This window comes from Mesorhizobium sp. CA10 (assembly GCF_020165285.1).
Classification (GTDB): Bacteria; Pseudomonadota; Alphaproteobacteria; order Rhizobiales; family Rhizobiaceae; genus Mesorhizobium.
In genome coordinates, this window is the sequence record NZ_JAIUHV010000001.1 from 373822 (window position 1) to 395070 (window position 21249).

General features: G+C 63.3%; 23 protein-coding genes and 1 tRNA gene. 16 read left to right on the top strand and 8 right to left on the bottom strand.

Features of this window, described 5'->3' with window-relative positions:
* Positions 1 to 183 precede the first annotated feature (183 nt).
* The 3 genes from LB535_RS01780 (at position 184) to LB535_RS01790 (ending at position 3726) form a co-directional block, all read left to right on the top strand.
* Positions 184 to 1965, top strand: coding sequence for a tetratricopeptide repeat protein (locus tag LB535_RS01780; protein ID WP_224630943.1), 1782 nt, complete (start codon positions 184 to 186; stop codon positions 1963 to 1965).
* Positions 1966 to 2170: 205 nt separating this feature from the next.
* The gene (locus LB535_RS01785) at positions 2171 to 2974 is read left to right on the top strand and encodes an alpha/beta fold hydrolase (protein ID WP_224524645.1); all 804 of its coding nucleotides are present in this window, start codon (positions 2171 to 2173) and stop codon (positions 2972 to 2974) included.
* 134 nt (positions 2975 to 3108) lie between these two features.
* Complete coding sequence (locus LB535_RS01790; protein ID WP_224630944.1) at positions 3109 to 3726, top strand: hypothetical protein; 618 nt, start codon at positions 3109 to 3111, stop codon at positions 3724 to 3726.
* On the opposite strand, the gene LB535_RS01795 is transcribed toward LB535_RS01790, so the two are convergent.
* Positions 3716 to 4651 carry a metallophosphoesterase family protein gene (locus tag LB535_RS01795; RefSeq protein WP_224630945.1) on the bottom strand — a complete coding sequence of 312 codons (936 nt, stop codon included), beginning with the start codon at positions 4649 to 4651 and terminating at the stop codon, positions 3716 to 3718. The genes LB535_RS01790 and LB535_RS01795 overlap by 11 nt on opposite strands.
* 164 nt (positions 4652 to 4815) lie before the next feature.
* Here LB535_RS01795 and LB535_RS01800 point away from each other — a divergent pair, with 164 nt between their 5' ends.
* The gene (locus LB535_RS01800; protein ID WP_095766444.1) at positions 4816 to 5319 is read left to right on the top strand and encodes an NUDIX domain-containing protein; all 504 of its coding nucleotides are present in this window, start codon (positions 4816 to 4818) and stop codon (positions 5317 to 5319) included.
* Here the strand turns inward: LB535_RS01800 and LB535_RS01805 are convergent, their stop codons facing one another.
* Entirely contained in the window at positions 5320 to 6306 is a 987-nt protein-coding gene (locus LB535_RS01805) for a glutathione S-transferase family protein (RefSeq protein WP_224630946.1), read from the bottom strand. It abuts the gene before it with no gap.
* A gap of 326 nt (positions 6307 to 6632) precedes the next feature.
* On the opposite strand from LB535_RS01805, the gene LB535_RS01810 reads away from it, so the two are divergent.
* The 6 genes from LB535_RS01810 to LB535_RS01835 all read left to right on the top strand — a co-directional run bounded on the left by LB535_RS01810 (position 6633) and on the right by LB535_RS01835 (position 11378).
* Positions 6633 to 7238 carry a GNAT family N-acetyltransferase gene (locus LB535_RS01810; protein WP_224630947.1) on the top strand — a complete coding sequence of 202 codons (606 nt, stop codon included), beginning with the start codon at positions 6633 to 6635 and terminating at the stop codon, positions 7236 to 7238.
* A gap of 27 nt (positions 7239 to 7265) precedes the next feature.
* Entirely contained in the window at positions 7266 to 8027 is a 762-nt protein-coding gene (locus tag LB535_RS01815) for a 3-hydroxyacyl-CoA dehydrogenase (RefSeq protein WP_224630948.1), read from the top strand.
* A 6-nt stretch (positions 8028 to 8033) separates the two neighbouring features.
* Complete coding sequence (locus tag LB535_RS01820) at positions 8034 to 9221, top strand: CaiB/BaiF CoA transferase family protein (protein ID WP_224630949.1); 1188 nt, start codon at positions 8034 to 8036, stop codon at positions 9219 to 9221.
* 36 nt (positions 9222 to 9257) lie between these two features.
* On the top strand, positions 9258 to 10028 hold the full coding sequence (locus LB535_RS01825; RefSeq protein ID WP_224630950.1) for a HugZ family protein: 771 nt from the start codon (positions 9258 to 9260) through the stop codon (positions 10026 to 10028).
* Positions 10029 to 10186: 158 nt separating this feature from the next.
* A complete protein-coding gene (locus LB535_RS01830) occupies positions 10187 to 10525 on the top strand; it encodes an ArsR/SmtB family transcription factor (RefSeq protein WP_095766438.1) in 339 nt (112 codons plus the stop codon).
* A 55-nt stretch (positions 10526 to 10580) separates the two neighbouring features.
* Positions 10581 to 11378, top strand: a complete 798-nt coding sequence (locus LB535_RS01835) for a TrmH family RNA methyltransferase (protein ID WP_224630951.1) — start codon at positions 10581 to 10583, stop codon at positions 11376 to 11378.
* 179 nt (positions 11379 to 11557) lie between these two features.
* On the opposite strand, the gene LB535_RS01840 is transcribed toward LB535_RS01835, so the two are convergent.
* Positions 11558 to 12700, bottom strand: a complete 1143-nt coding sequence (locus tag LB535_RS01840) for a hypothetical protein (protein WP_224630952.1) — start codon at positions 12698 to 12700, stop codon at positions 11558 to 11560.
* 134 nt (positions 12701 to 12834) lie between these two features.
* Positions 12835 to 13371, bottom strand: a complete 537-nt coding sequence (locus tag LB535_RS01845; protein ID WP_224514585.1) for a DUF1134 domain-containing protein — start codon at positions 13369 to 13371, stop codon at positions 12835 to 12837.
* Positions 13372 to 13753: 382 nt separating this feature from the next.
* On the opposite strand from LB535_RS01845, the gene chpT reads away from it, so the two are divergent.
* Both chpT and LB535_RS01855 read left to right on the top strand, forming a co-directional pair.
* Complete coding sequence (gene chpT, locus LB535_RS01850; RefSeq protein ID WP_095766435.1) at positions 13754 to 14383, top strand: histidine phosphotransferase ChpT; 630 nt, start codon at positions 13754 to 13756, stop codon at positions 14381 to 14383.
* A gap of 222 nt (positions 14384 to 14605) precedes the next feature.
* Positions 14606 to 14974 (top strand): response regulator, encoded by a 369-nt coding sequence (locus tag LB535_RS01855; protein ID WP_224603777.1) that lies wholly within the window; start codon positions 14606 to 14608, stop codon positions 14972 to 14974.
* Between the two features lie 130 nt (positions 14975 to 15104).
* Here LB535_RS01855 and ctrA read toward each other — a convergent pair whose 3' ends face one another.
* Positions 15105 to 15800, bottom strand: a complete 696-nt coding sequence (gene ctrA / locus LB535_RS01860) for a response regulator transcription factor CtrA (RefSeq protein WP_006203583.1) — start codon at positions 15798 to 15800, stop codon at positions 15105 to 15107.
* Between the two features lie 449 nt (positions 15801 to 16249).
* On the opposite strand from ctrA, the gene LB535_RS01865 reads away from it, so the two are divergent.
* The gene (locus LB535_RS01865; RefSeq protein ID WP_040989842.1) at positions 16250 to 16627 is read left to right on the top strand and encodes a flagellar export protein FliJ; all 378 of its coding nucleotides are present in this window, start codon (positions 16250 to 16252) and stop codon (positions 16625 to 16627) included.
* 81 nt (positions 16628 to 16708) lie between these two features.
* Here the strand turns inward: LB535_RS01865 and LB535_RS01870 are convergent, their stop codons facing one another.
* Positions 16709 to 17110, bottom strand: coding sequence for a winged helix-turn-helix transcriptional regulator (locus tag LB535_RS01870; RefSeq protein ID WP_224630953.1), 402 nt, complete (start codon positions 17108 to 17110; stop codon positions 16709 to 16711).
* A 92-nt stretch (positions 17111 to 17202) separates the two neighbouring features.
* Here LB535_RS01870 and LB535_RS01875 point away from each other — a divergent pair, with 92 nt between their 5' ends.
* Entirely contained in the window at positions 17203 to 18129 is a 927-nt protein-coding gene (locus LB535_RS01875; protein WP_224630954.1) for an NADP-dependent oxidoreductase, read from the top strand.
* A gap of 66 nt (positions 18130 to 18195) precedes the next feature.
* On the opposite strand, the gene LB535_RS01880 is transcribed toward LB535_RS01875, so the two are convergent.
* Entirely contained in the window at positions 18196 to 18471 is a 276-nt protein-coding gene (locus LB535_RS01880) for a DUF1153 domain-containing protein (RefSeq protein ID WP_006203587.1), read from the bottom strand.
* A gap of 253 nt (positions 18472 to 18724) precedes the next feature.
* Between LB535_RS01880 and mnmA the strand changes: the two genes are divergently transcribed.
* The gene (gene mnmA, locus LB535_RS01885; protein WP_224630955.1) at positions 18725 to 19915 is read left to right on the top strand and encodes a tRNA 2-thiouridine(34) synthase MnmA; all 1191 of its coding nucleotides are present in this window, start codon (positions 18725 to 18727) and stop codon (positions 19913 to 19915) included.
* A gap of 17 nt (positions 19916 to 19932) precedes the next feature.
* On the opposite strand, the gene LB535_RS01890 is transcribed toward mnmA, so the two are convergent.
* Positions 19933 to 20898: a Gfo/Idh/MocA family protein gene (locus tag LB535_RS01890; protein WP_224630956.1), complete on the bottom strand. Its 966-nt coding sequence runs from the start codon at positions 20896 to 20898 to the stop codon at positions 19933 to 19935.
* Positions 20899 to 21148: 250 nt separating this feature from the next.
* Between LB535_RS01890 and LB535_RS01895 the strand changes: the two genes are divergently transcribed.
* A tRNA-Met gene (locus LB535_RS01895) sits at positions 21149 to 21225 on the top strand.
* The last annotated feature ends 24 nt before the right edge of the window (positions 21226 to 21249 follow it).

Sequence of the window (21249 nt, forward strand, 5' to 3'; positions counted from 1 at the left end):
CGATGGAGCTGGCGCATTCCAGCTTGCGCCACGCTGCAGACGCGGACGCGAATCTGCCATTCGTTAACCGCCGGAGGAATTTCCGGTGGCTTACGCGATCACATAATAGAAGCATCCTTGTGCGCCGGCGCGAGCGCTATATTATCGCTCCCTAACCTGTGCCGACTTCGAAAGGTTCGACACTTGGAGCATGCCCCGCCTGCCGCCCCCGCAGTGCGCGAGACATTGGAGCGACTGCTTGCCAGCGAAACGTTCGGACGATCCGAGCGTGCCCGCAGGCTATTACGCTATCTGGTCGAACGCGAGCAGGCCGGCGAGGCGGACAGGCTGAAAGGCGTTTCAATCGCCATGGACGTCTTCGGCAAGGACGGCGATTTCGACGCCTCCACCGATGCCGTGGTCAGGGTTCAGGCCGGTCGTCTGCGCGAACTTCTGGAGCAGTATTTCGCCAATGAAGGTGTCGCCGAGCCGGTGCGCATCGCGATCCCGCGCGGCGGTTATGTCCCGTCCTACGAGCCGAATGCGATCCGCCTGCCTGGCGACGCCAGGTCCGCCTCCAAAACCGTCGCGCAGCGGCCCGACGCTTCGGCCGAAGCCGCTCCAGCCGAACATCTCGACGCCTCTGCACCCGGCGAACCCGTAGCGCTGATGGCGCCCGCAGCACCCGCCCAGTCGCTCACGCGGCAATTGCGGTTCTTCTGGGCTGCCATGGCTTTGGTCATTGTCATGCTCGGCGTGCTCATCGTGCGTCAAGGCAATGCCTTCCTCAACGGCGGCGACACTGCCGCGACAGTCGAGACGGCGCGCCTGGCCGGCACCGCCCAGTCCGGATTCGAATCCCTGCCGCTGATCTACATCGCCGTCAAAGCCGATGGAGCGGAGGCGGCTCGCGTCGCGTCGTCGCTGCGCGCCGGGCTTGCGGGTTTCGACACCATCGATTTCATCGGGCGCGATGCGGATTCGACGCGTGATCGGTCCGCCGATCCGATCAGTTTCGTTTTCGAAATTGTTCCCGGGCCCGCTGCCGGCGACGTCACGGTGGAGTTGCAGAGCGTCGGGACCGGGCGGGTTCTCCTGTCGCGCAACCTTACATCAGCCGAGAGCGCCCCTGGCGCGGTTGAAGGCAACGTCGCCAGCCTTCTCACCTCGACAGTTCCCGCTTCGGGCGCGATCTACAGCTACATCGACCAGAGCGACATCCGGACCAGCCAGATCGGATGCCTGGTGCTCGACGACCGCTATTATCTCGACATGAGCGCCCAGACGCACGAAATTGCGTATCGCTGCCTGGAGAAGCTGGTCGGCGAAGGCACCAAATCGTCGCTTGTCTACGCGGAGCTGGCCGCGCTTCATGTGGAAGCCGTCACCGCGCACTATGCCTATCCACCGGAAGCGACGCTCGAAAAGGCCATGTCGCTTGCCCACCGCGCCGTCCAGATGGGGCCGATGAGCCCGCATGCGCATCGCGCCTTTGGCTACCTCAACTCGCGTCTCGGCAACACGGACGAAGCGATCCGATTAATGCGAAAGGCTTACGAACTCAACCCGTACGACCTCGGCATGGCCGCCGCCTATGGCTACGGCCTGATCTTCGCCGGCAAATATGATGAGGGAACGCCGATCCTGGACCACGCGGTCGAAGCCTTCAGCGGCCATCCAACCTGGTGGGATTATGGCCTTTTCGTCGGAGCCTTCATGCAGGGCGATATGAAAAAGGCCGCGCTCGCCAGCGAGTCGCTGCGCACGACGGCATCAAAGTCGCATTACCTGGCCGCGCGCCTGATCGGCGCCAGGATTTCGGGACGCGACAAGCTGGCGGGTGAGCTTGCCAACGAGCTCACCGCGCAATTCCCGAAGTTCGCCGCCGACCCGCGCGCGACATTCGTCGATCGCAAATACCCCCCGGATCTCACCGATCGGCTGGTTCAATCCTTGCGGGCCGCTGGGATCGGCAACCCGAGCTAATCCAACTCTCCATACTCATCTGGGCCACACGAATGCCGGAGCACCAAAGTATGACGCTGTGATCCGGCATATATTAGGACATTCTTGCGCATCGAGCGCCTGACGGGGCGCTGCGGTCGCGAAAATTTTACTGGCCATCAATCCGGTTCGGGAGCAATTCAGCCACAATTTGAAGCTCCTGCCTTGTTCACCGTCCCATTTTTTCATGCGTCCATTCCCTTATGCGGTCGAAAGCGGCGCCCGTCCGAGGACGATCGTGCTTCTGCACGGCTTCGGAGCATGTGGTGAGATCTGGCGTGACGTCGCGGCCTCGCTGGCGGCGCGGGCGAGAGTGTTGGCCTATGATCTGCCGGGCCATGGACAGTCCCTGGAAAGCGAAGGCCTGGGCGGCGCCAAGCCAGCCGCGCGAGCCATCCTCGCCGATCTGGCCGCCCGCCGGTTGGGTAAGGTCCATCTCGTCGGTCACTCAATGGGCGGCGCGGTCGCCACATCGATGGCGCTTGCCGACCCCGACAGGGTGGCCTCGCTTACGCTGTTGGCGCCCGGCGGTTTTGGCCCGGAAATCAACGCCGACTTGCTGCGCCGCTACGCCGCCGCGGCCGGCAGCAACCAGGTCCGCGCCAGCCTTGCCGCCATGTCGGGTCCGCGAAGCGTGCCGCCCGATCACGTGGTGGATGCACTCTGCCGGATGCGCACCCGACCGGGCCAGTTGCAGACCCTGATCGATATGGCGGCCGCGATGACGAGGGATGACCGGCAAGGGATCATCCCCCGCGCGCAGTTGGATACGCTCGACATGCCGGTCATGGTCGTTTGGGGAGCGGAGGATCCGCTGCTGCCGGTCGAGCAGGCCGAGGCGCTGCCGTCGCATTTCCATCTGCATCATGTCCTTGACGCAGGTCACATGCTGGTCGAGGAAGCTCCTGACCTGATTGCCGAAATCGTGCGTCGCAACGTGCGGCGGCGCGGCAGATGGTTGCGTCCACCGCTGGACGCTTCGGCGGGTTGATCGCTCCCGGACCGATCTCGAAACGTCCCTTACCCGCTTTCGCCGGACCGCGGCAGTCGCGCGGTTCGTCGTCGGCAGTGCATTTTGCCGGCGACTGTGGTAACTCGCTGTTAACCAACAGTGAGGCAGCCGCCATGACGGATGCAGGCGACAAAATCAGCCCGATCGAACCGTCGCGAAAGCTCGCCGATGCCGTACGCGACGTCAAGAACGCCTTTGCCGACCGCGATGATGTGGTCGTCGACATGCGCGAGGCGCACCGCATGCGGCTCGATCTGCTGGCGAGCGAGCTTGCCCCGGTCTTTGCCGATGTTCCGGCCGACATGGACAGCTTCGACTTCGCCGTTTCGTCCGGCCTGCAGCCGCGGCTATGGATCGATGCGGTGAGCCATGTCGCCATGGGACGCGACCGCCGCACCTATCGCTTCCTCAGGGATACGCGCGTCGGCCGCGTGGTGCTGGCCGAATCGACCGAGATGAAAGCCGTTGCCGATGCGGTGATGCGCTACGTGGCCGAGCGTGTCGTCGAGCGGCAGCGCATGATGGAAGGGAGCGTGGAGAGCGCCGTTCGCGGCCTGCATCGCCCCGTGGTCCAGGAAGCGGAGCCGCCCATCCGATCCGAAAGCGGCCGCAACGGCTGGACGACCTTCTTCGCCGGGCTCGGCCTGATCGCCGCAGGCGCCCTTGTCGGCCTGGCGGTTTCGCTGGCGTTGTTTTGGGAACGCATCATGCAGATGAAGATCAGCTTCTGACGAGCTGGCGCGCCGTGCCGGCAGGCACATCGAGGTCCATGGCCTGCAGGTCGGCAGGCGGCAGGGCTGGCCCCGTCAGGCCGCGCCGGATCAGGCGAAGACGCCAGCCGCCCTTTTCACCGTCGATTTCGAAGATGTTGTATTGCGCCGGCGGGTGTTTGCCGCCGGGCGCCTGGCCCGCGGCGGCAACCCCGACCACGGGCACCTTGGCGCCCCGTGCGCCGATGGTGAACAGTGACGGCAGATGCGAATGCCCGTGCAGGACGAGTTCAGCGCCATGACGGCGAATGACCTTGTGAAAGCGAGTGATGCCGAACAGCCGCTTATGCTGCGGGACGGCACCGCGCACCGGAGGGTGGTGGATCATGATGGCGCGGAACAGCCCTTGCTCCGCGGCATCGTCGAGGATCTTGGCGAGCCGCTCGGCCTGCCCTTCCATGAAGAAGCCGTTGGCCATGAAGGGCGCGGTGGCGCGCGCCGTGGTGACGCCGATCAGCGCTACATTGCCGCGCACACGCAGATACGGAAAGGAATTGCGGTCGACCGGGCTGTTGACGCCGTCGCCCGTCATCCAGGGAGCCCACGACCGGCAGACTTTGTCGAAGGCGCCCGGCACATAGGCGTCATGATTGCCGGGGACCACGGAAACGTCATTTGGCGATCCAAGCGTCTCCAGCCAGTGCTTGGCCATCTCGATCTCGCCATCGAGCGCCAGGTTGACGAGGTCGCCCGTGACGGCCAGGTGATCGGGCGCGCCGGCCTTGATGTCGGCGACGATGGTGTCGATCACCGAGTCATGCATATGGCGGCGGCGATTGCGCTGCCAGTTGACGTAGCCCAGCACGCGCTTGGAGGCGAGGTCGCGATAGGTTACATCGGGCAGCGGTCCCAGATGAGCATCGGAAATATGCGCGAGCCTGAACATGGCCCCTTCTTAAGCGACGCCGACGAGGCTTTCCACTCACCGTTTGCTGTTCGCCCAAGCAAGTTCCGCAAAAGTGTCCCACGGTTTTGGGGCCAGAACCTGCGAAAAACAAGGAAAGCCAGGCAGATGTTCGTGGGGCAACCCATCTGCTTGGGGATCGTTGAATGAACCGCCCGGCCGATCCTGACGCGGCATTCCGCCAGACCGGCTGGCCGGGGTTGCGGGCAAGGCTGTTCCATTTCTACTTCCTGCTGCGCCGCCCGATGACGCTTGGCGTGCGCGGGCTGGTCTATGACCGTGCCTCCAACTCAGTCTTCCTGATCCGCCACACCTATGTTCCCGGTTGGCAATTGCCGGGCGGCGGCGTCGAGGTGGGCGAGACCCTTGAGGAAGCGCTGGCGCGCGAACTGGCCGAGGAAGGCAACATCGCTCTGACTGCGCCGCCGGTGCTGAAGTCGATGCATTTCAACCATCGCCCCAGCAAGCGCGACCATGTCGGCCTTTATCTGATCGAAGCCTTCTACCAGACGGCGCCGAAACTGCCTGATCACGAGATCGCCGAAGCGGGTTTCTTTCCGCTCGACCGCCTGCCGGAGGGCACGACGCCGGCGACGCTGCAGCGGATAGCGGAGATTTTTGGCGGCGAGCGTAACTCGGCTTACTGGTAATCACGCCGCCTTCCTGAACCTGTTCCGGTCATGCGGCGCGGCATAATCAAGCTCCGGCCCTGCCGGAATGATCCCCGTCGGGTTGATCGATCTGTGGCTGCCGTAATAATGCGCCTTGATGTGATGCAGGCTGACCGTGCCCGCGACGCCGGGCACCTGATAGAGATCGCGCAAATAGTTCGACAGGTTCGGATAGTCGGCGATGCGGCGCAGGTTGCATTTGAAGTGGCCGACATAGACCGGATCGAAACGAACCAGCGTCGTGAACAGCCGCCAGTCGGCCTCGGTGATGCGTTCGCCGGTCAGAAAGCGCTGCTGCGAAAGCCGCTCTTCGATCGAATCAAGCGCTAAGAACAATTCGCCGAACGCTTCCTCATAGGCTTTCTGCGTGGTGGCGAAGCCGGCGCGATAGACGCCGTTGTTGATTGCCGGATAGACCAGCGCATTGATCCTGTCGATCTCCGCGCGTAGCGCCGCCGGATAGAAGTCGAGACCGGCGTCGCCCCATTCGTCGAAGGCGGAATTGAGCATGCGGATGATCTCGGAGGACTCATTGTTGACGATGGTCTCTTGCCGTTTGTCCCACAGCACCGGCACCGTGACGCGGCCTGAATATGCCGGATCGGCCTTGGCATAGACCTGGTGCAGAAAATCGAGGCCGTAGAGCGTGTCGCCCGTGGCGCCGTCCTCAGCTTTGAAGGTCCATCCGTTCTCCCCCATGAAATGGTGCACCACGGAGACGGAGATGATGCCCTCCAGCTTCTTCAGGACGCGAAAGATCAGTGTGCGATGCGCCCATGGGCAGGCGAGCGACACATAGAGGTGATAACGGCCGGGTTCCGCCTTGAAGCCGCGCGTGCGCCCTTGCGCCGGCGCGCCGTCGCGCGTGATCCAGTCGCGCCATTGCGATTCCGTTCGCACGAACCGGCCGCCGCTGTCGGTGTTGGGCGTGCGATCCTGCCATCTGCCTTCAATCAGCAATCCCATGCGAAAAATCTCCCTGCGGCTCGATACTATCTAGGTTGATGACCGGGCTGGCGAAGCCCTCAGCGGATGAACAGTTCGTCAAACGACGAACCAGTTCGTCAAATGACCAACGGCTCCGGGGACGGATAAGTTCGTCATGGACGCAAAGAAAGCCTGAAAGCACCGATTGCAGCGGCCCAAAATTGATGCTAGCGGAGGCGCCCATGTTCGACTTTGCCTCGATCCGGTTCGACCGACGACGAAAGGGCGCCCGCGCTTAAGAAGCGTTGACTGGCGAACGCTGCCGCTTTGCAGCAGACCTTCCTCGATACCGGAACGCAAAGACCATGAGCCTTGCCGACGTGAAATACCTGCCGGAGACTCCGGCGCATGACCCTGAAATCGAAGCCATCAACGACGAGGCCTTCGGTCCGGGTCGTTTCGTGCTTGCCGCCTACAAGATCCGCGAGTCGGGAGGACATGACCGCTCGATGTCCTTCGTCGCCGTCAAGGAGGGCACGGTCATCGCTTCGGTGCGCATGACGCGCGTGGCAGCGGGCGCCGGACGCGCCATGATGCTCGGCCCGCTTGCGGTGCGCCCCGCCTACAAGAATCTCGGCATCGGCCGCAAGCTGGTCGGCATCGCGCTGGAGGCGGCCAGGAAGGCCGGTGCGCCTGCCGTCATTCTGGTTGGTGACGAACCATATTATGGACCGCTTGGCTTCAAGCGCTTCCCGCGCGGACAGATCACCATGCCGCGCCCGGTCGATCTCGACCGGCTGCTGTATCACGAGATCAAGCCGGGGGCGGTCGCCCGCTTTGCCGGCGATGTCTGTCACGCCAACACGGCAAAGGTTGCGGAATTTGCCCCGGCCGTGTCGCGTTCGATCGCCAGTGTGCAGCCTTCAATCGACCCGCCTATTGCGGTTGCGCCTCCTTTGCGCGCTTCGTAGCATAATCGGGAATCCTGGGAGGCCTGCATGAACCCGAACGGCCAGATCGCGATCGTCACCGGCGGCGGGTCGGGCCTTGGCGAGGCAACGGCGCGCGCCTTGGCGGCCAAGGGCGCCCGCGTCGCCATCCTCGACGTGGGCATCGAGCGCGCGGCGAAAGTTGCAGCCGAGATCGGCGGCGTTGCCGTCCAATGCGATGTCGGCAGCGGCGACAGCGCTACGGCCGCGATCGCCGAAGTGGCTGAAAAGCTTGGGCAGCCGCGCATCCTGATCAATTGCGCCGGCATTGCCATCGGCATGAAGACGATCGGCAAGGACGGGCCGCATCCGCTCGACCAGTATCGCAAGGTGATCGAGATCAACCTGATCGGCACCTTCAACATGATCCGCCTCGTTGCCGACCGGGCGGCGAAACTCGAACCGCTTGCCGGCGGCGAGCGCGGCGTCATCGTCAACACCGCATCCGTCGCCGCCTATGACGGCCAGATCGGCCAGGCCGCCTATGCGGCGTCCAAGGGCGGCGTCGTCGGCATGACGCTGCCTGTGGCCCGCGATCTGGCGCGATCCGGCATTCGCGTCTGTACCATCGCGCCCGGCATCTTCAAGACGCCGATGATGGCCGGCATGCCGCAGGAAGTGCAGGATTCGCTCGGCGCTTCCGTGCCCTTCCCGCCGCGGCTCGGCGAGCCGTCCGAATATGCGTCGCTTGCGCTCCACATCGTCGAGAACCAGATGCTGAACGGCGAGACCATCCGCCTCGACGGCGCTATCCGCATGGCGCCGAAATAAGCGGGGATGTCTGGCTCGCCGACAGGCGCCGGTGCTTCCACCGGAAAGACCGGGCCGCTCGCCGGCCTGAAAGTGATCGAAATGGCCGGGCTTGGTCCGGTGCCGCTTGCCGCCCTGATGCTGTCCGAAATGGGCGCCGAGGTGCTGCGCGTCGAACGTGCCGATGCCGGTCAGCCGCTTCTGAGCCTGCCCGAACAATACGATCTCGACCGCCACGGCCGTTCCATTCTCAAGCTCGACCTGAAGAGCCAGGCGGGCGCCGACCTGCTGCTGTGCCTTGTGGCAGGGGCCGACTTGCTTGTCGAAGGCTTTCGCCCCGGCGTGATGGAACGGCTCGGCCTCGGGCCGGATGCCGTTCTGCAGCGCAATCCGGCGCTGATCTATGGCCGCTTGACCGGATTCGGACAGGACGGGCCGCTGTCCGGGCGAGCCGGGCACGACATCACCTATCTCGCCTATGCGGGCCTCTTGCATGCGATCGGCAGGCAGGACGCGCCGCCGGTGCCACCGCTCAACCTCGTCGCGGATCAAGGCGGCGGCGCCATGATGCTGATCGCCGGCGTGCTCGCCGCTCTTTTCCAGCGCTCGCGCAGCGGAAAGGGCCAGGTGGTCGATGCCTCGATGATCGAGGGAGCCTCGATGCTCGCCACCCCCATCCACGCCTACATGGCGGCGGGTCTCTGGAGCGACAGGCGCGGCGAGAACCTGCTCGATTCCGGCGCGCCGTTCTACGATACATATGAGACGGCTGACGCAAGGCACATTGCCGTTGGCTGCCTCGAGCCGCGCTTCTTTGCCGAATTCGCCAGGCTGCTGCCGCTCGACGGGCATTTTGTCGGCAGCCAGTATGAAAAGTCGTCGTGGCCCGCCATGCGTGCCGCCATTGCCGGCCGGATCAAGCAGAAGACGCGCGACGAATGGGCCACGCTTTTCGCCGCGACCGACGCTTGCGTGGCGCCCGTGCTGTCCCTGGTCGAAGCCAGGAACCATCCGCACAGCCGCGCCAGGAAAAGCTTTGTGAATTCCGGCGAGCTCGACCGCCCGGCACCGGCGCCGCGTTTCTCGCAAAACCCGCAGACGCTTGCCGCGGCGCCGGACGTCGCCGATCGCGACCCTGCGGACATATTGAGCCGTTTTGGGTTGAACGAAGACGAAATCGCAGCCCTTGCAAAGGCGGGTGTACTCGGCCGATAACCGGAGAGCAGAAATCAACTTATCTCGGGTGAACCTGTGACCGAACCGAAAAAGGACGTCATTCGCGAGACCGACGCCGAGGCGGTCAGGCTCGCGAAAACCCTGATCCGCGCAGCACGTTTCGGCGCGCTCGCGGCGATCGAGCCCGGCACCGGCGCGCCGCTGGCAAGCAGGGTTGGCGTCGCCACCGACATCGACGGCGCGCCGCTGATCCTGATCTCGATGCTGTCCGCCCACACCGGTGCGCTGCTCGCGGATCCGCGCTGTTCGCTGTTGCTTGGAGAACCCGGCAAGGGCGATCCGCTGGCGCATCCGCGCATCAGCCTGGCATGCCGGGCCCTGCGGCTGGAGCGGGGATCTGCCGATCAGATCCGAGCCGAACGCCGCTATCTCAACCGCAATCCGAAGGCGAAGCTCTATGCCGGGCTCGGCGACTTCTCGTTCTTCCGGCTCGAGCCCGAGCGCGCCAGCCTGAATGGCGGCTTCGGCAAGGCCTTTCTTCTCGACCGTGATGATTTCATCACCGATCCCGCCCTTATCGAGGAGTTCGCCGGCAGCGAGCAGGCCGCACTCGATCACATGAATACCGACCATCGCGACGCGCTTGCCCTTTATGCCCGCCATTTCGGCCGCGCCGAAGACGACGGCTGGATCGTCACCGGTTTCGACCCCGATGGCATGGATCTCGCCGTCGCCGATGCGACCTGCAGGGTTTTCTTTCCCCGGCCTTTGCAAAGCGCGCGCGAATTGCGTTCGGTGCTCGTCGAGATGGCCAGGGCGGGACGCGCGGCCGAGCAAGAGCGATAGTTGATCGCGCGCCGGCAAAAGCAACGCTTGAGATTTAGATGAAATGATCTACCTTTGTAGTGGCGCTGATTCAGCAGCGCCTAGCGACATCTGAACATCGTGGAATCAGGCGCCATTGCCCCCTGGCGTCTGGATGAGCCAGGACCCTTGGGGGATCTATGATCTCAAATAAGCTAATCGCCAATGCGGAATCGGCGGCCGCCTTTCTCACGCTCATGGGCAACGAAAAGCGCTTGCTGATCATGGCTCACCTGATCGACGATGAAATGTCGGTCGGCGCCATCGCCGAGAAGGTGCAACTCAGTCAGTCCGCGCTGTCGCAGCATCTCGCCAAGCTGAGGGCGCTCGATCTCGTCGAGACCCGGCGCGACCGCCAGATGATTTACTATTCCTGCAAATCCGAGGCGGTGCGCGAATTGCTGCGCATGCTGGAAGGCATTTTCGGCGACGGCGACCTTTCACAGATGGCCTATCGGTTGCGCCGCGCCGGGGCTTGACCCGCGCCATCCAAAGCCCCTTACCTCGCTGGCAATTTTTGCCGACGAGATTTGCATGAACCTCATCCCCATCGACGATCCTCGGGACCCACGCGTCGCCGCCTATCTCGACATCCGCGAGCGCGACCTCGTCGGCCGGCATGGCCGCTTCGTCGCCGAAGGCAAGGTCGTGCTGGATCTTCTTCTGTCGAGCGGACGCTTCGCCGCCGAGTCTGCCCTCATCCTCGAAAACAGGCTGGCTGGCGTGCAGGACATCTTGCGCAAGGCGCCCGCGGGTTTTCCGGTCCATGTCGCCGCCGGCGAGGTCATGGACCGGATCGCCGGCTTCCACATGCACCGCGGCATCCTGGCGATCGGCTTGCGCGGCGATCCGGCGCCCGCTGAGACCCTGGTGGAAACCTTGCCCCGGCGTGCCTTGGCCGTCGTCCTGGTCGGCATATCCAATCACGATAATATGGGCGCGATCTTCCGCAATGCGGCGGCCTTCGGCGCGGACGCGGTTCTGCTCGACCAGACGTGCTGCGATCCGCTCTACCGCAAGGCAATCCGTGTTTCGGTCGGTGCGGCGCTGAAGGTTCCCTTCGCGTCATTCGGCGACACCGGAAGCTTCACCGCGACGCTCGATCGGCTTGGCTTCGCCCAATTCGCGCTATCGCCACGCGGAAACGTCGACATCCGCGCCGCGGAGCGATCGGCGCTCCTGGCGCTTTACCTCGGCACCGAAGGCGAAGGCCTGCCGCAAGACCTGCTTGCCCGGTTGCACACGGTGCGGATCGGCATCGCGGAAGGTTTCGACAGCCTGAACGTCGCCGCCGCGTCGGCAATAGCCCTGCATCACTTTTCAAACCGCTAGCGGTCCCGACCTGGGAGCCCGAACAGCTGCAACGCTTTGAGGTGTGTTGAGATTCAGGTCAGGCCGAGTCGAAATGGTGGCTTCCGAGAACCGGAGCGGAGCGTACTTAAAGTACGTGAGCACCGGAAGCGCAGGAAGCCGGCATTTGCAGGCCGGCCTCACCTGAATACCAACACACCTCAGTTGGACGGGCCGGCCTTCTGCAACGCCCTCACGCGGTCGGCAAGGCTGACGCCGCGCCCGTTCTGCTGCCCCTCGCCCGCAAGGGCCTTGGCGATAGGCGAGTCCGGCCCGTCGAGCTTCATCGTCAGATTGACCACCTCGGCTGCCAGTTCGTTCATTTGTTCGCGGAGGCCGGCGCTGGAGCGTGCGTCGCCCGCCGATTCGGGCATTGCCGCCCCCGTGGCGGCGGCAAGATCGGTCTTCAGCCGCTTGTTCTCGCGCGCCAGCGCCGTCAGCCTTGCCTCCAGCCGTTCCCGATCGCCCTCGAGCCTGGCAATTGCCTTGTCGACATCGTCGCCTTTCGTGTCCGTTCCGGCAGCCAGCCGCGCAACGCCGTTTGCAGCGCTCTCCTTCGAACGTTCGCGCATTCGGGCGAGATCCTTCTCGCGCCGGTTGAGCTTTTCCTCGCGGTCGGCAAGCGTCGCCAGAAGCCGCTCGACCTTCTTGTCGAGCTCGGCCGTTTTCTTCTTCTCCGCCTTCAGCGCTTCGCGTGCGGCCTTGCTTTCCGACGCGACCTCCTGATTGCGTCGGTCCGCCTCCCTGCGCTGGCCTTTGAGCAACGCGATGTCACTGGCGAGCTTTTCCAGCTCCGATTCGCGGGCAACCAGCTCGATCTGCCGGTTCGAGGACGAGAAGCTGGCGTCGTCATACATCTGCTCGAGCTTCTGCAACTCCAGCGCGCGCTTCTCCAGCGCCCGCTCCGTCTGCGCGTGCTTCTCCGCCAGGCGGTGCAACTCTTCCTCGCGCTGCCTGAGCTCCGCATTCTTCGCCTGCAGGTCGGAAAGCGCCTGATTCTTGTCCTTTCTTTCAACCGCGAGTCCCTTCAAAGCCTCGTTCGCGCGGCCGATCTCCACCAGTTGCTCAGCGACCTTTTCCTGAAGGTTCTTGACGGTTATCTCCAGCCGGCGCGTCGTCATGGCATATTCCGCCCGGACCCGGTCCTTGTCCGCCTGGATTTCGGCTGGTGTCAGCGGCAGCGAAGCCTCGAGGCGCCTGCGCGTCAGGACAACGGCCCGCCGCCAGACCGCCGGCGCGACAAGCGACGCCAGAAAAACGGCGCAAAGGAAACCGAGTACGAAGAACAGAACCGACTGGACCAAGGCGTGCTATCCACTTTACGGCGCGGCAATCGCTGGATCGTGCCAGCTTGGCATGGCGGAAATTCAACGCGGCGGCAAGAGCTTGCCGCGGCGCGATCAGCACTGTCCGAGCGATCGTAGCGAGCGCAATCCGATCAGAACGGGTTCCAGGTCGGCCTTTCGGTGAGCTTCAGATAGCCGAGATTGACTCCCAGACGCGCGCCGACGCCGGTGCGGATCGGCACGAGCAGCACCCGGTTGCTCTGCAGCACGTTGAAGCCGACGCCGGCGATGACATAGGCTGAGCCGGCAACGCCGCCGAAGCGGTTATAAAGGCTGCTGATGTCGTCGAGGTTGTAGACCAGCATCATCACCCGGGACCCCTCGCCACCGAAATCCCAGCCGAGCGAAGGGCCTTGCCAGAACACCTTATGATCGCCGGCGTTCTTGGTGTAGAGCGTCCCCTCGCCATAGGTCAGGCCGCCGATCAGGGCGCCGGATCCTTCCTCGCCGAGCAGGTAGCCATTGGGCAGGCCGTAGGAGGCGAAGATCTTCTCGACGACGGTGGCCAGGCCGCCGGATGTCTCGCCGAAGAATTTATGACCGGAATCGACGATTTCCTGAGCGGTGTACTGCTGAGCCCGCGACGCCGAGGTCGAAAGGACCAAAGCCGCCAGGAGTGTGATGGTCATGGTGAGGACGCGGACGAACGTCCGGTCGTAGTATCGGGAAAACATGCTTCCAATCTCCGTCAGGGAGCACTTTCGCCGACGCCTCGCACCCCTGCGGCTCTTGCCGGCCGTTCGGGGTGGCTATCACGGGCAAATTATGCCGTAATCCTTTTTCAACCATTAAGCTCCCACACGAAGATGGCGGTTCGAAGGCTGCGCTTTTGCCGCTGCGGCGAGTTTCCCCCGCGAAACACACCATTTTCGCCGTCGATAATTTTGGATTTGTTGATGCGCGCTCGGGCCCTGTGTATTCAGAAAGCCTTGGAAAAGAGCGTGATTCGTGTGGGCAGGCGCGAAACCGTCGCTCGGCCATGAACAAATGACTTAAGCAGGGATTTCGCCGATGGCCGAGCTTTTCACCCTTTCCGCGCCAGATCTCGCCGCGCTGCTTTGCAGCCGTGTCTGCCACGACATCATTTCGCCGGTCGGCGCAATCAACAACGGCCTCGAGCTGCTCGACGAAGGCGGCGCCGACGAAGACGCCATGAAACTTATTCGCCAGAGCGCCAAGAACGCTTCGGCGCGATTACAGTTTGCCCGCATCGCCTTCGGCGCCGCGGGTTCCGCCGGCATGATGATCGACACGGGCGATGCCGAGGCCGTGGCCATCGCCTTCTTGAAGAACGAAAAGCCGGAACTGTTGTGGAACGGCCCCCGTGCGCTGCTTCCTAAGAACAAGGTCAAGCTGCTGCTCAACCTCATTCTCGTCGCCAACGCAGCCATACCGCGGGGCGGCAAGTTGGTGGTCACGCTGGAAAGTCTCGAAACCGAGCCGCGTTTTTCGCTGTCGGCCAGTGGCCCGATGCTGCGCGTGCCGCCGAAATTCCTCGAGCTGCATTCCGGCCACAAGCCGGAGGAGCCGATCGACGCCCATTCGGTCCAGCCCTATTATACGCTGCTTCTGGCGCGCGAGGCCAATATGACGATCTCGATCCACGCGACCGCCGAGGAGATCGTGCTGACGGCAGCCTAAGAAAAACCGAAGTATCTTTTGTTGCTGATATTTTTCCTGGCGGCGCAGATTGAGCAATGCCAGCCGCGATCCATGTAATCGCGCTGCGGGGCCAAGGCCGCGCGATACCGTGTTTGGAAAAACTTTACCCAACGCCTTTTCGGCTTCTTTACCAGATTGGCCTATGGTGGTTTGCGGCCACCCCGAGATTGCGGTTCGGCAGATGGCAAAGAGGACCCGGACATGAAGCGCTGCCTGTTCGTCGATGATTCGAGCGTCATCAGGAAGGTCGCAAAACGCATTCTTGGCGGCTCGGATATGATTGTCGTCGAGGCCTCGACCGGAGTCGAGGCGACCGACATTTGCGCCGGCGACATGCCCGATGTCATCGTCATCGACGGTGGTCTTGCCGACGTCCCGGCCGTGGACCTTATTCGCCGCATCCGTGCTATCGAAGCGCCCAACAAGCCGCAGATCCTGGTCTCGCTGGTCGAGGTCGACGTCGCGGCGATCATGCGCGCCAAGCGCGCCGGCGCCCAAGGCTATCTGCTGAAGCCCTTCAACCGTGCGCAACTGCTCGAAAGCTTTCGCGTCCTGAAGATAGCCGCCTGATTCGCCGGAACCGTTTTCAAGCAAAAACCCGGCCTGAGCCGGCTTTTTCGTTCGAATCACCTGGATCGCTCATGCGCTCAAGCAAAAACCCGGCCTGAGCCGGGTTTTTCGTTCGAATCGCTGGGATGGCTTATGCGCTGACGCGAATATCCTCCGGCTCGCGCAGCACATAGCCGCGGCCCCACACCGTTTCGATGTAGTTCTGACCACCGGACGCCGCGTCGAGTTTCTTGCGCAGCTTGCAAATGAAGACGTCGATGATCTTCAGCTCCGGCTCGTCCATACCGCCGTAGAGATGGTTGAGGAACATTTCCTTGGTGAGCGTCGTGCCCTTGCGCAGCGAGAGCAGCTCCAGCATCTGATATTCCTTGCCGGTCAGGTGCACGCGCTGACCGCCGACCTCGACCGTCTTGGCGTCGAGATTGACCACAAGGTCGCCGGTGGTGATGACCGACTGGGCATGCCCTTTGGAGCGGCGCACGATTGCGTGGATGCGCGCCACCAGCTCGTCCTTATGGAAGGGCTTGGTCATATAGTCGTCGGCGCCGAAGCCCAGGCCGCGCACCTTGTCCTCGATGCCGGCCATGCCGGAGAGGATCAGGATCGGCGTCTTGACCTTGGAAAGGCGCAACGTGCGCAGGACTTCATAGCCCGACATATCGGGGAGATTGAGGTCCAGAAGGATGATGTCGTAGTCGTAGAGCTTGCCGAGATCGACACCTTCTTCGCCGAGATCGGTCGTATAGACGTTGAAGCTCTCCGACTTCAGCATCAGTTCGATGCTCTGTGCGGTTGCACTGTCATCTTCAATCAGCAGAACACGCATTTCATTCCCCTTTTCTGCTGCCGGACCGTGTCACGACCCGTCCGGGACCCGGAGCAGTGATTGCCTGAACAGAAGGTGCCACCGACTGGTTAACAAATCCTAATTTCGTGCCATCCACGATACCAGATTTTTTAACCCCTTTCTACACCCACTTGAATCTAATAACGAATCACAGACCAAAACCGCTAATGCACCACATTAAAAAGTCAGCCTAAGTGACTCCAGGGACTCGCTGGCCCGGGCTTCCCGCCGCCGCCGGAATTTTTACCCGGCCTTAAGTCCTCGCCCGTATGATTAACAATGCCCGTAAACGAATGGTTACCGCCGGCGAAAATCTTTAGGGCTTTGTTTCCTATAGCCCAGGGAAAGCCGGGGGAAACGGGCGGCGCTTAGGTCTTTCCGGGCGGACTGGACGGTATTGCAGGTGTGCGTTTGCGGAGTATCGAGTCATGAAGTCACGTGAAAACCTCGTTCGACTGAAGCAGTTTCAGGTGAATGAGAAGCGGCGGCAGCTCTTGCAGCTGGACATGATGATCGCCGAGTTCGAGCGCATGGCCGTCGAGCTGGAGGCGCAGATCATCGCCGAAGAGAAAAAAGCCGGCATCACCGACATCAACCATTTCGCCTATCCGACCTTCGCCAAGGCGGCTCGCCTGCGCCGCGACAACCTCAGGAATTCACAAAGCGACCTCGCCCAGCAGCGAAGCACTGCCGAATCATTACTCGGCGAAGCTGAAGCGGAGCTGTCCAAGGCGGAGATGCTGGAATCGCGCGACACCAAGATCCGCGAGGCCGAAACGGGCGGCCGCAGCGCCATGATCGGCTGATCGCCGGGCATAGTCGAGTCATGCCGGAGACCTGCCGGCATCCTCAGAGCTGGCAATCGCCAAAAATCGGCCTCGCCGTCTTCACGGCATAGCGGCCTTCTCGCCGTGATCGGCCGATGCCCGGGTTCGGGCATCCTTGATTTCGGATGCATGCTCTTCCGCCCAGGAGCGTATCTGGCTGAGCAATCCCGCAAGGTTCCGCCCAAGCTCCGTCAGTTCGTACTCCACGCGCGGCGGGATCACCGCGAACACCTCGCGCCGCACGAGGCCGTCGCGCTCCAGCACGCGGAGCGTCTGCGTCAGCATTTTGGGCGTGATGCCCTCCAGCTTGCGCGCCAGCTCGCCATTGCGCAGCCGGCCGCGCCGCAGCGCGCAGACGGTGAGATAAACCCATTTGCTCGCGAGCATCTCGAGCACGGTATGCGATGGGCAGGAGCGCCGGAACGCGTCGTAGCCGCAGGGGGATCTGTCTTCGCTATCCATGAGGTGCCTATATATACAAAAGGTACATACTCGACAATCGAATATTACTATCCAAATGATAGCGAGCACATCCACTCGAACAGGAGGCGTTCATGCGTGCCGTTATCCAGACTTCCGTCGGCGGACCCGAGGTCCTTTTCGTGGCCGAGCAGCCCGACCCCAAGCCCGGCCCCGGTGAAGTGCTCGTCCGCGTCAAGGCGGCGGGCCTCAACCCGGTCGACGGCGCCGTGCGCGGCGGGTTCTACCCGCTGCTCGGCGAACCGCCTTTCATCCTTGGCTGGGACATTTCCGGGACCGTCGCGGCGCTCGGAGACGGCGTGACCGCCTTTAAACTCGGCGACGAGGTGTTCGGCATGCCGCGCTTCCCCAAACAGGCCGGCGCCTATGCCGAGCTTGCCGCGGCGCCGGTGGACGAGATCGTCGCGAAACCTGCCGCCATCGACCATGCCCGTGCGGCTGCATTGCCGCTGGCCGGGCTGACGGCCTGGCAAGGCCTCGTCCGCCATGGCGGCTTGCAGGCAGGGCAACGCGTGCTGGTTCACGCCGGCGCCGGCGGCGTCGGCCATCTGGCGGTGCAGATCGCCAAGGCGCGCGGCGCCTGGGTGGCATCGACCGTCAGTCCGGACAAAACCGACTATGTCCGCTCGATCGGCGCCGACGAGGTGATCGACTACACCAGGGACGATTTCACCGGGAAGGTCGGCAATGTCGATCTGGTGCTGGACCCGATCGGCGGCGACCACGCCGATAAGTCGCTGGAAGTACTGCGTGACGGCGGCGTTCTGGTGTCGCTGCTCGACGTACACGACGCCACCAGGGCGAAGGCCAAGGAGCGGAACATCCGCGTTGAACGCATGTCGGTGGTGCCTGATCGCGAGGGCCTCGCCGAACTCGCCAGGCTGGTCGAGGCCAAAAAGCTGATGCCGCATGTGGCCAAAGCTTTCCCGCTCGACCAGGCGGCGGCCGCCCATGCCTTCCTCGCGACCCGACCCATCGGAAAGGTCGTGCTGACAGTTTGAATGGAAGGCCGCCGCAAAAGCGAAGGGCGCGGAGTCCCGCGCCCTTGCACGTTTTCGGCCGGCAGCTTAATGCCGGTATTGCTGGATTCGCGTGGTGCGCAGCCCGGCAAGGCCGTATTCGTCGATCGATGCCTGCCAGGAGAGAAATTCTTCGGTGGTGAGCTTGTAGCGCTGGCAGGCTTCCTCAAGGCTGAGCAGGCCGCCGCGTACAGCGGCGACCACTTCCGCCTTGCGCCGGATAACCCAGCGCCGCGTGTTTGTCGGCGGCAGATCGGCGATCGTAAGAGGGCTGCCGTCGGGCCCAATAACATACTTGACTCTAGGTCTAACCAGATCGGTCATCGTACTCTCTACTAAAAACTCAAAGACCCAATCCCCGCCACAGTACCGCCACAGCTTTAAAAATTGCCTAAGCGAACCCTAATGACTAGGTAAGGATCGTGAACGCCCGGTTAGGATTTCGTTTAGAATTTGAAACACCGGCCTCCGGGCCTTGATTTTGCCGGTGAACTCGTCTTGGCCGCAAGCTGGCGCATGCGTGGCGCTTGACCTATATTCCGGCCATTGGCATTGAGCGCCGCACAGTGAAAGCATCATGAACAGCCTCGATCTCCCTCGCCGCCCCGAAGAAACCCGCGTCGTCGTCGCGATGTCGGGTGGTGTCGATTCCTCGGTGGTTGCCGGCATCCTCAAGCGCGAAGGCTATGATGTCGTCGGTGTGACGCTGCAGCTTTACGACCACGGCGCGGCCACCCATCGTGCCGGCTCCTGCTGTGCCGGACAGGATATCGATGACGCGCGTCGCGTCTCGGAGACGCTCGGCATCCCGCATTACGTGCTCGACTACGAGGAACGTTTCCGCAAGGCGGTCATCGATCCCTTTGCCGAAAGCTATGTCGCCGGCGAGACCCCCATCCCTTGCGTGTCCTGCAACCAGACTGTGAAGTTTGCCGATCTTTTGGCGACCGCCCAGGATCTCGGCGCCGACGCCTTGGCCACCGGCCATTACATTCGTTCGCGCGCCAATGGAGCGCATCGTGCGCTTTACCGGCCGGTCGACGCCGATCGCGACCAGAGCTATTTCCTGTTTGCCACCACGCAGGCGCAGATCGATTATCTGCGCTTTCCGCTCGGCGGCCTGTCGAAGCCGCAGGTCCGCGTCATTGCCGAGGAAATGGGCCTGACCGTCGCCGCCAAGCAGGACAGCCAGGACATCTGCTTCGTGCCGCAGGGCAAGTATTCCGACATCATCGCCAGGCTGAGGCCGGCCGCCGCCAATCCCGGCGACATCGTCCATATCGACGGCCGCGTGCTCGGCCGCCATGAAGGCATCCTGCGCTACACGATCGGCCAGCGCCGCGGCATCGGCATCGCCTCTGGCGAGCCGCTCTATGTTGTCCATCTTGACGCCGACCGCGCGCGCGTCATCGTCGGCCCGCGCGAAGCGCTGGAGACGCACAAGATCTATCTGCGCAACATGAACTGGCTGGGCGACGGACTGTTGTCGGATGTTCCGGCCGGCGGGATCGAGCTCTTCGCCAAGGTCCGCTCGACCAGGCCGCCGCGTCCGGCCGTGCTGCATCACCGCGACGGCGTGACCTCTGTCGAGCTGGCCGACGGCGAGTCGGGCATCGCGCCGGGGCAGGCCTGCGTGCTCTATTCCGACGACGGCAATGAGGCGCGCGTCTTCGGCGGCGGCTTCATCGAGCGCTCCGAGCGCGGCGCCGAGGCCGAGGCCATGCTGTCCCGGCTGGCGGACAGGCCGGCGCAGATTCCCGCTGAGTAATTCTCGATCTGATTGCTTTATGCAGACGAGCCGGTGTGGATCACTGTGCCGGCGGTCAGGATGCGCAGCACCCTTATCGCTTCCTCGCCGTCGGTGCGCGGTTCGGCGCGCGTCTCGATGCATTGCATGAAATGGGCAAGCTCGCGAGTCAGCGGCATGCCCTCGCCGACGGCCACATAGGCAGGTTCGTTGGCGGTGAAGGCCCACTGGCCGCTGTCCTGCCATACTGCGTGGCGGTAGACGGCAAGCTTGCGCTCCCAGGGCTCGACGTCGTCGAACACCGCCATCGCCTTGGTGCCGACGACCGTCAGCCGCCGCTCGCGATAGGGATTGAGTCGCGAGGCGAAGAGATGGCTGCGCAATCCGTTCGGGAAGCGCATATGCAGATGCGCGAAGTCGCTGAGATTGTCGAGAAGTGCTGCCCCCTCGCCCCTCACTTCGATCGGCTCGGTGCCGGTGATGGCGAGGATCATCGACAAATCGTGCGGCGCAAGGTCCCAGAGAGCGTCGTTCTCAGTATGAAACTTGCCGAGGCCGAGCCGGTGCGAATGGATGTAGCGCACCTCGCCGAGCTCGCCATTGTCGATCAGCGCCTTGAGCGTCTCGAATGCGGGATGAAAGCGCAACACATGGCCGACCATGAAGATGCGGCCATTGTCCTTTGCCGCCTTCACCGCGCGCTCGGCATCGGCGACCGTCAGCGCGATCGGCTTTTCCACCAGCACGTCCTTGCTGCTTTCGACGGCCCGCACCGCGGTGTCGGCATGGAATTGCGGCGGCAGCGCCATGACGATGGCGTCGATGTCGTTGCGCTCGAACAGCCTGTCCGGCTCGATTGCCAGGCAATCCTGCTCGCTGGCGAAACCTTCGGCGCGGGCGCGGTTGGCGTCGGAAACGGCATGGAGCGCGCCAAGCGCCTTGAGGGTGCGGATATGGTTGCTGCCCCAGTATCCGCAACCGAGGACGGCGATGCGCGGCTTCATTCGCTCAACTCTAGAATTTCTTGGCCGAGACATAACGACGTGCCCCGCCGAACTCAACCCCGGGGCAGGCCCTGAGTGTCTGTCCGGCAAAGCTTTTCTGGGATGAGATCATGAGGGCCGGATTATGCCCACATGTCGGCCGCTTCGAAGCTTGACAGGCCCACCCTCCCAACCTTATATCCGCGCGACCTCGGCGAACGCCTCGAGACGCCCGTCCATCAGGACGGTTCTCCGGGCCATTTGCCACCCTGGCGGGGTAGCTCAGTTGGTTAGAGCACGGGAATCATAATCCTGGGGTCGGGGGTTCAAGTCCCTCTCCCGCTACCACCGTTCCCACCGACAGAGAGGCCG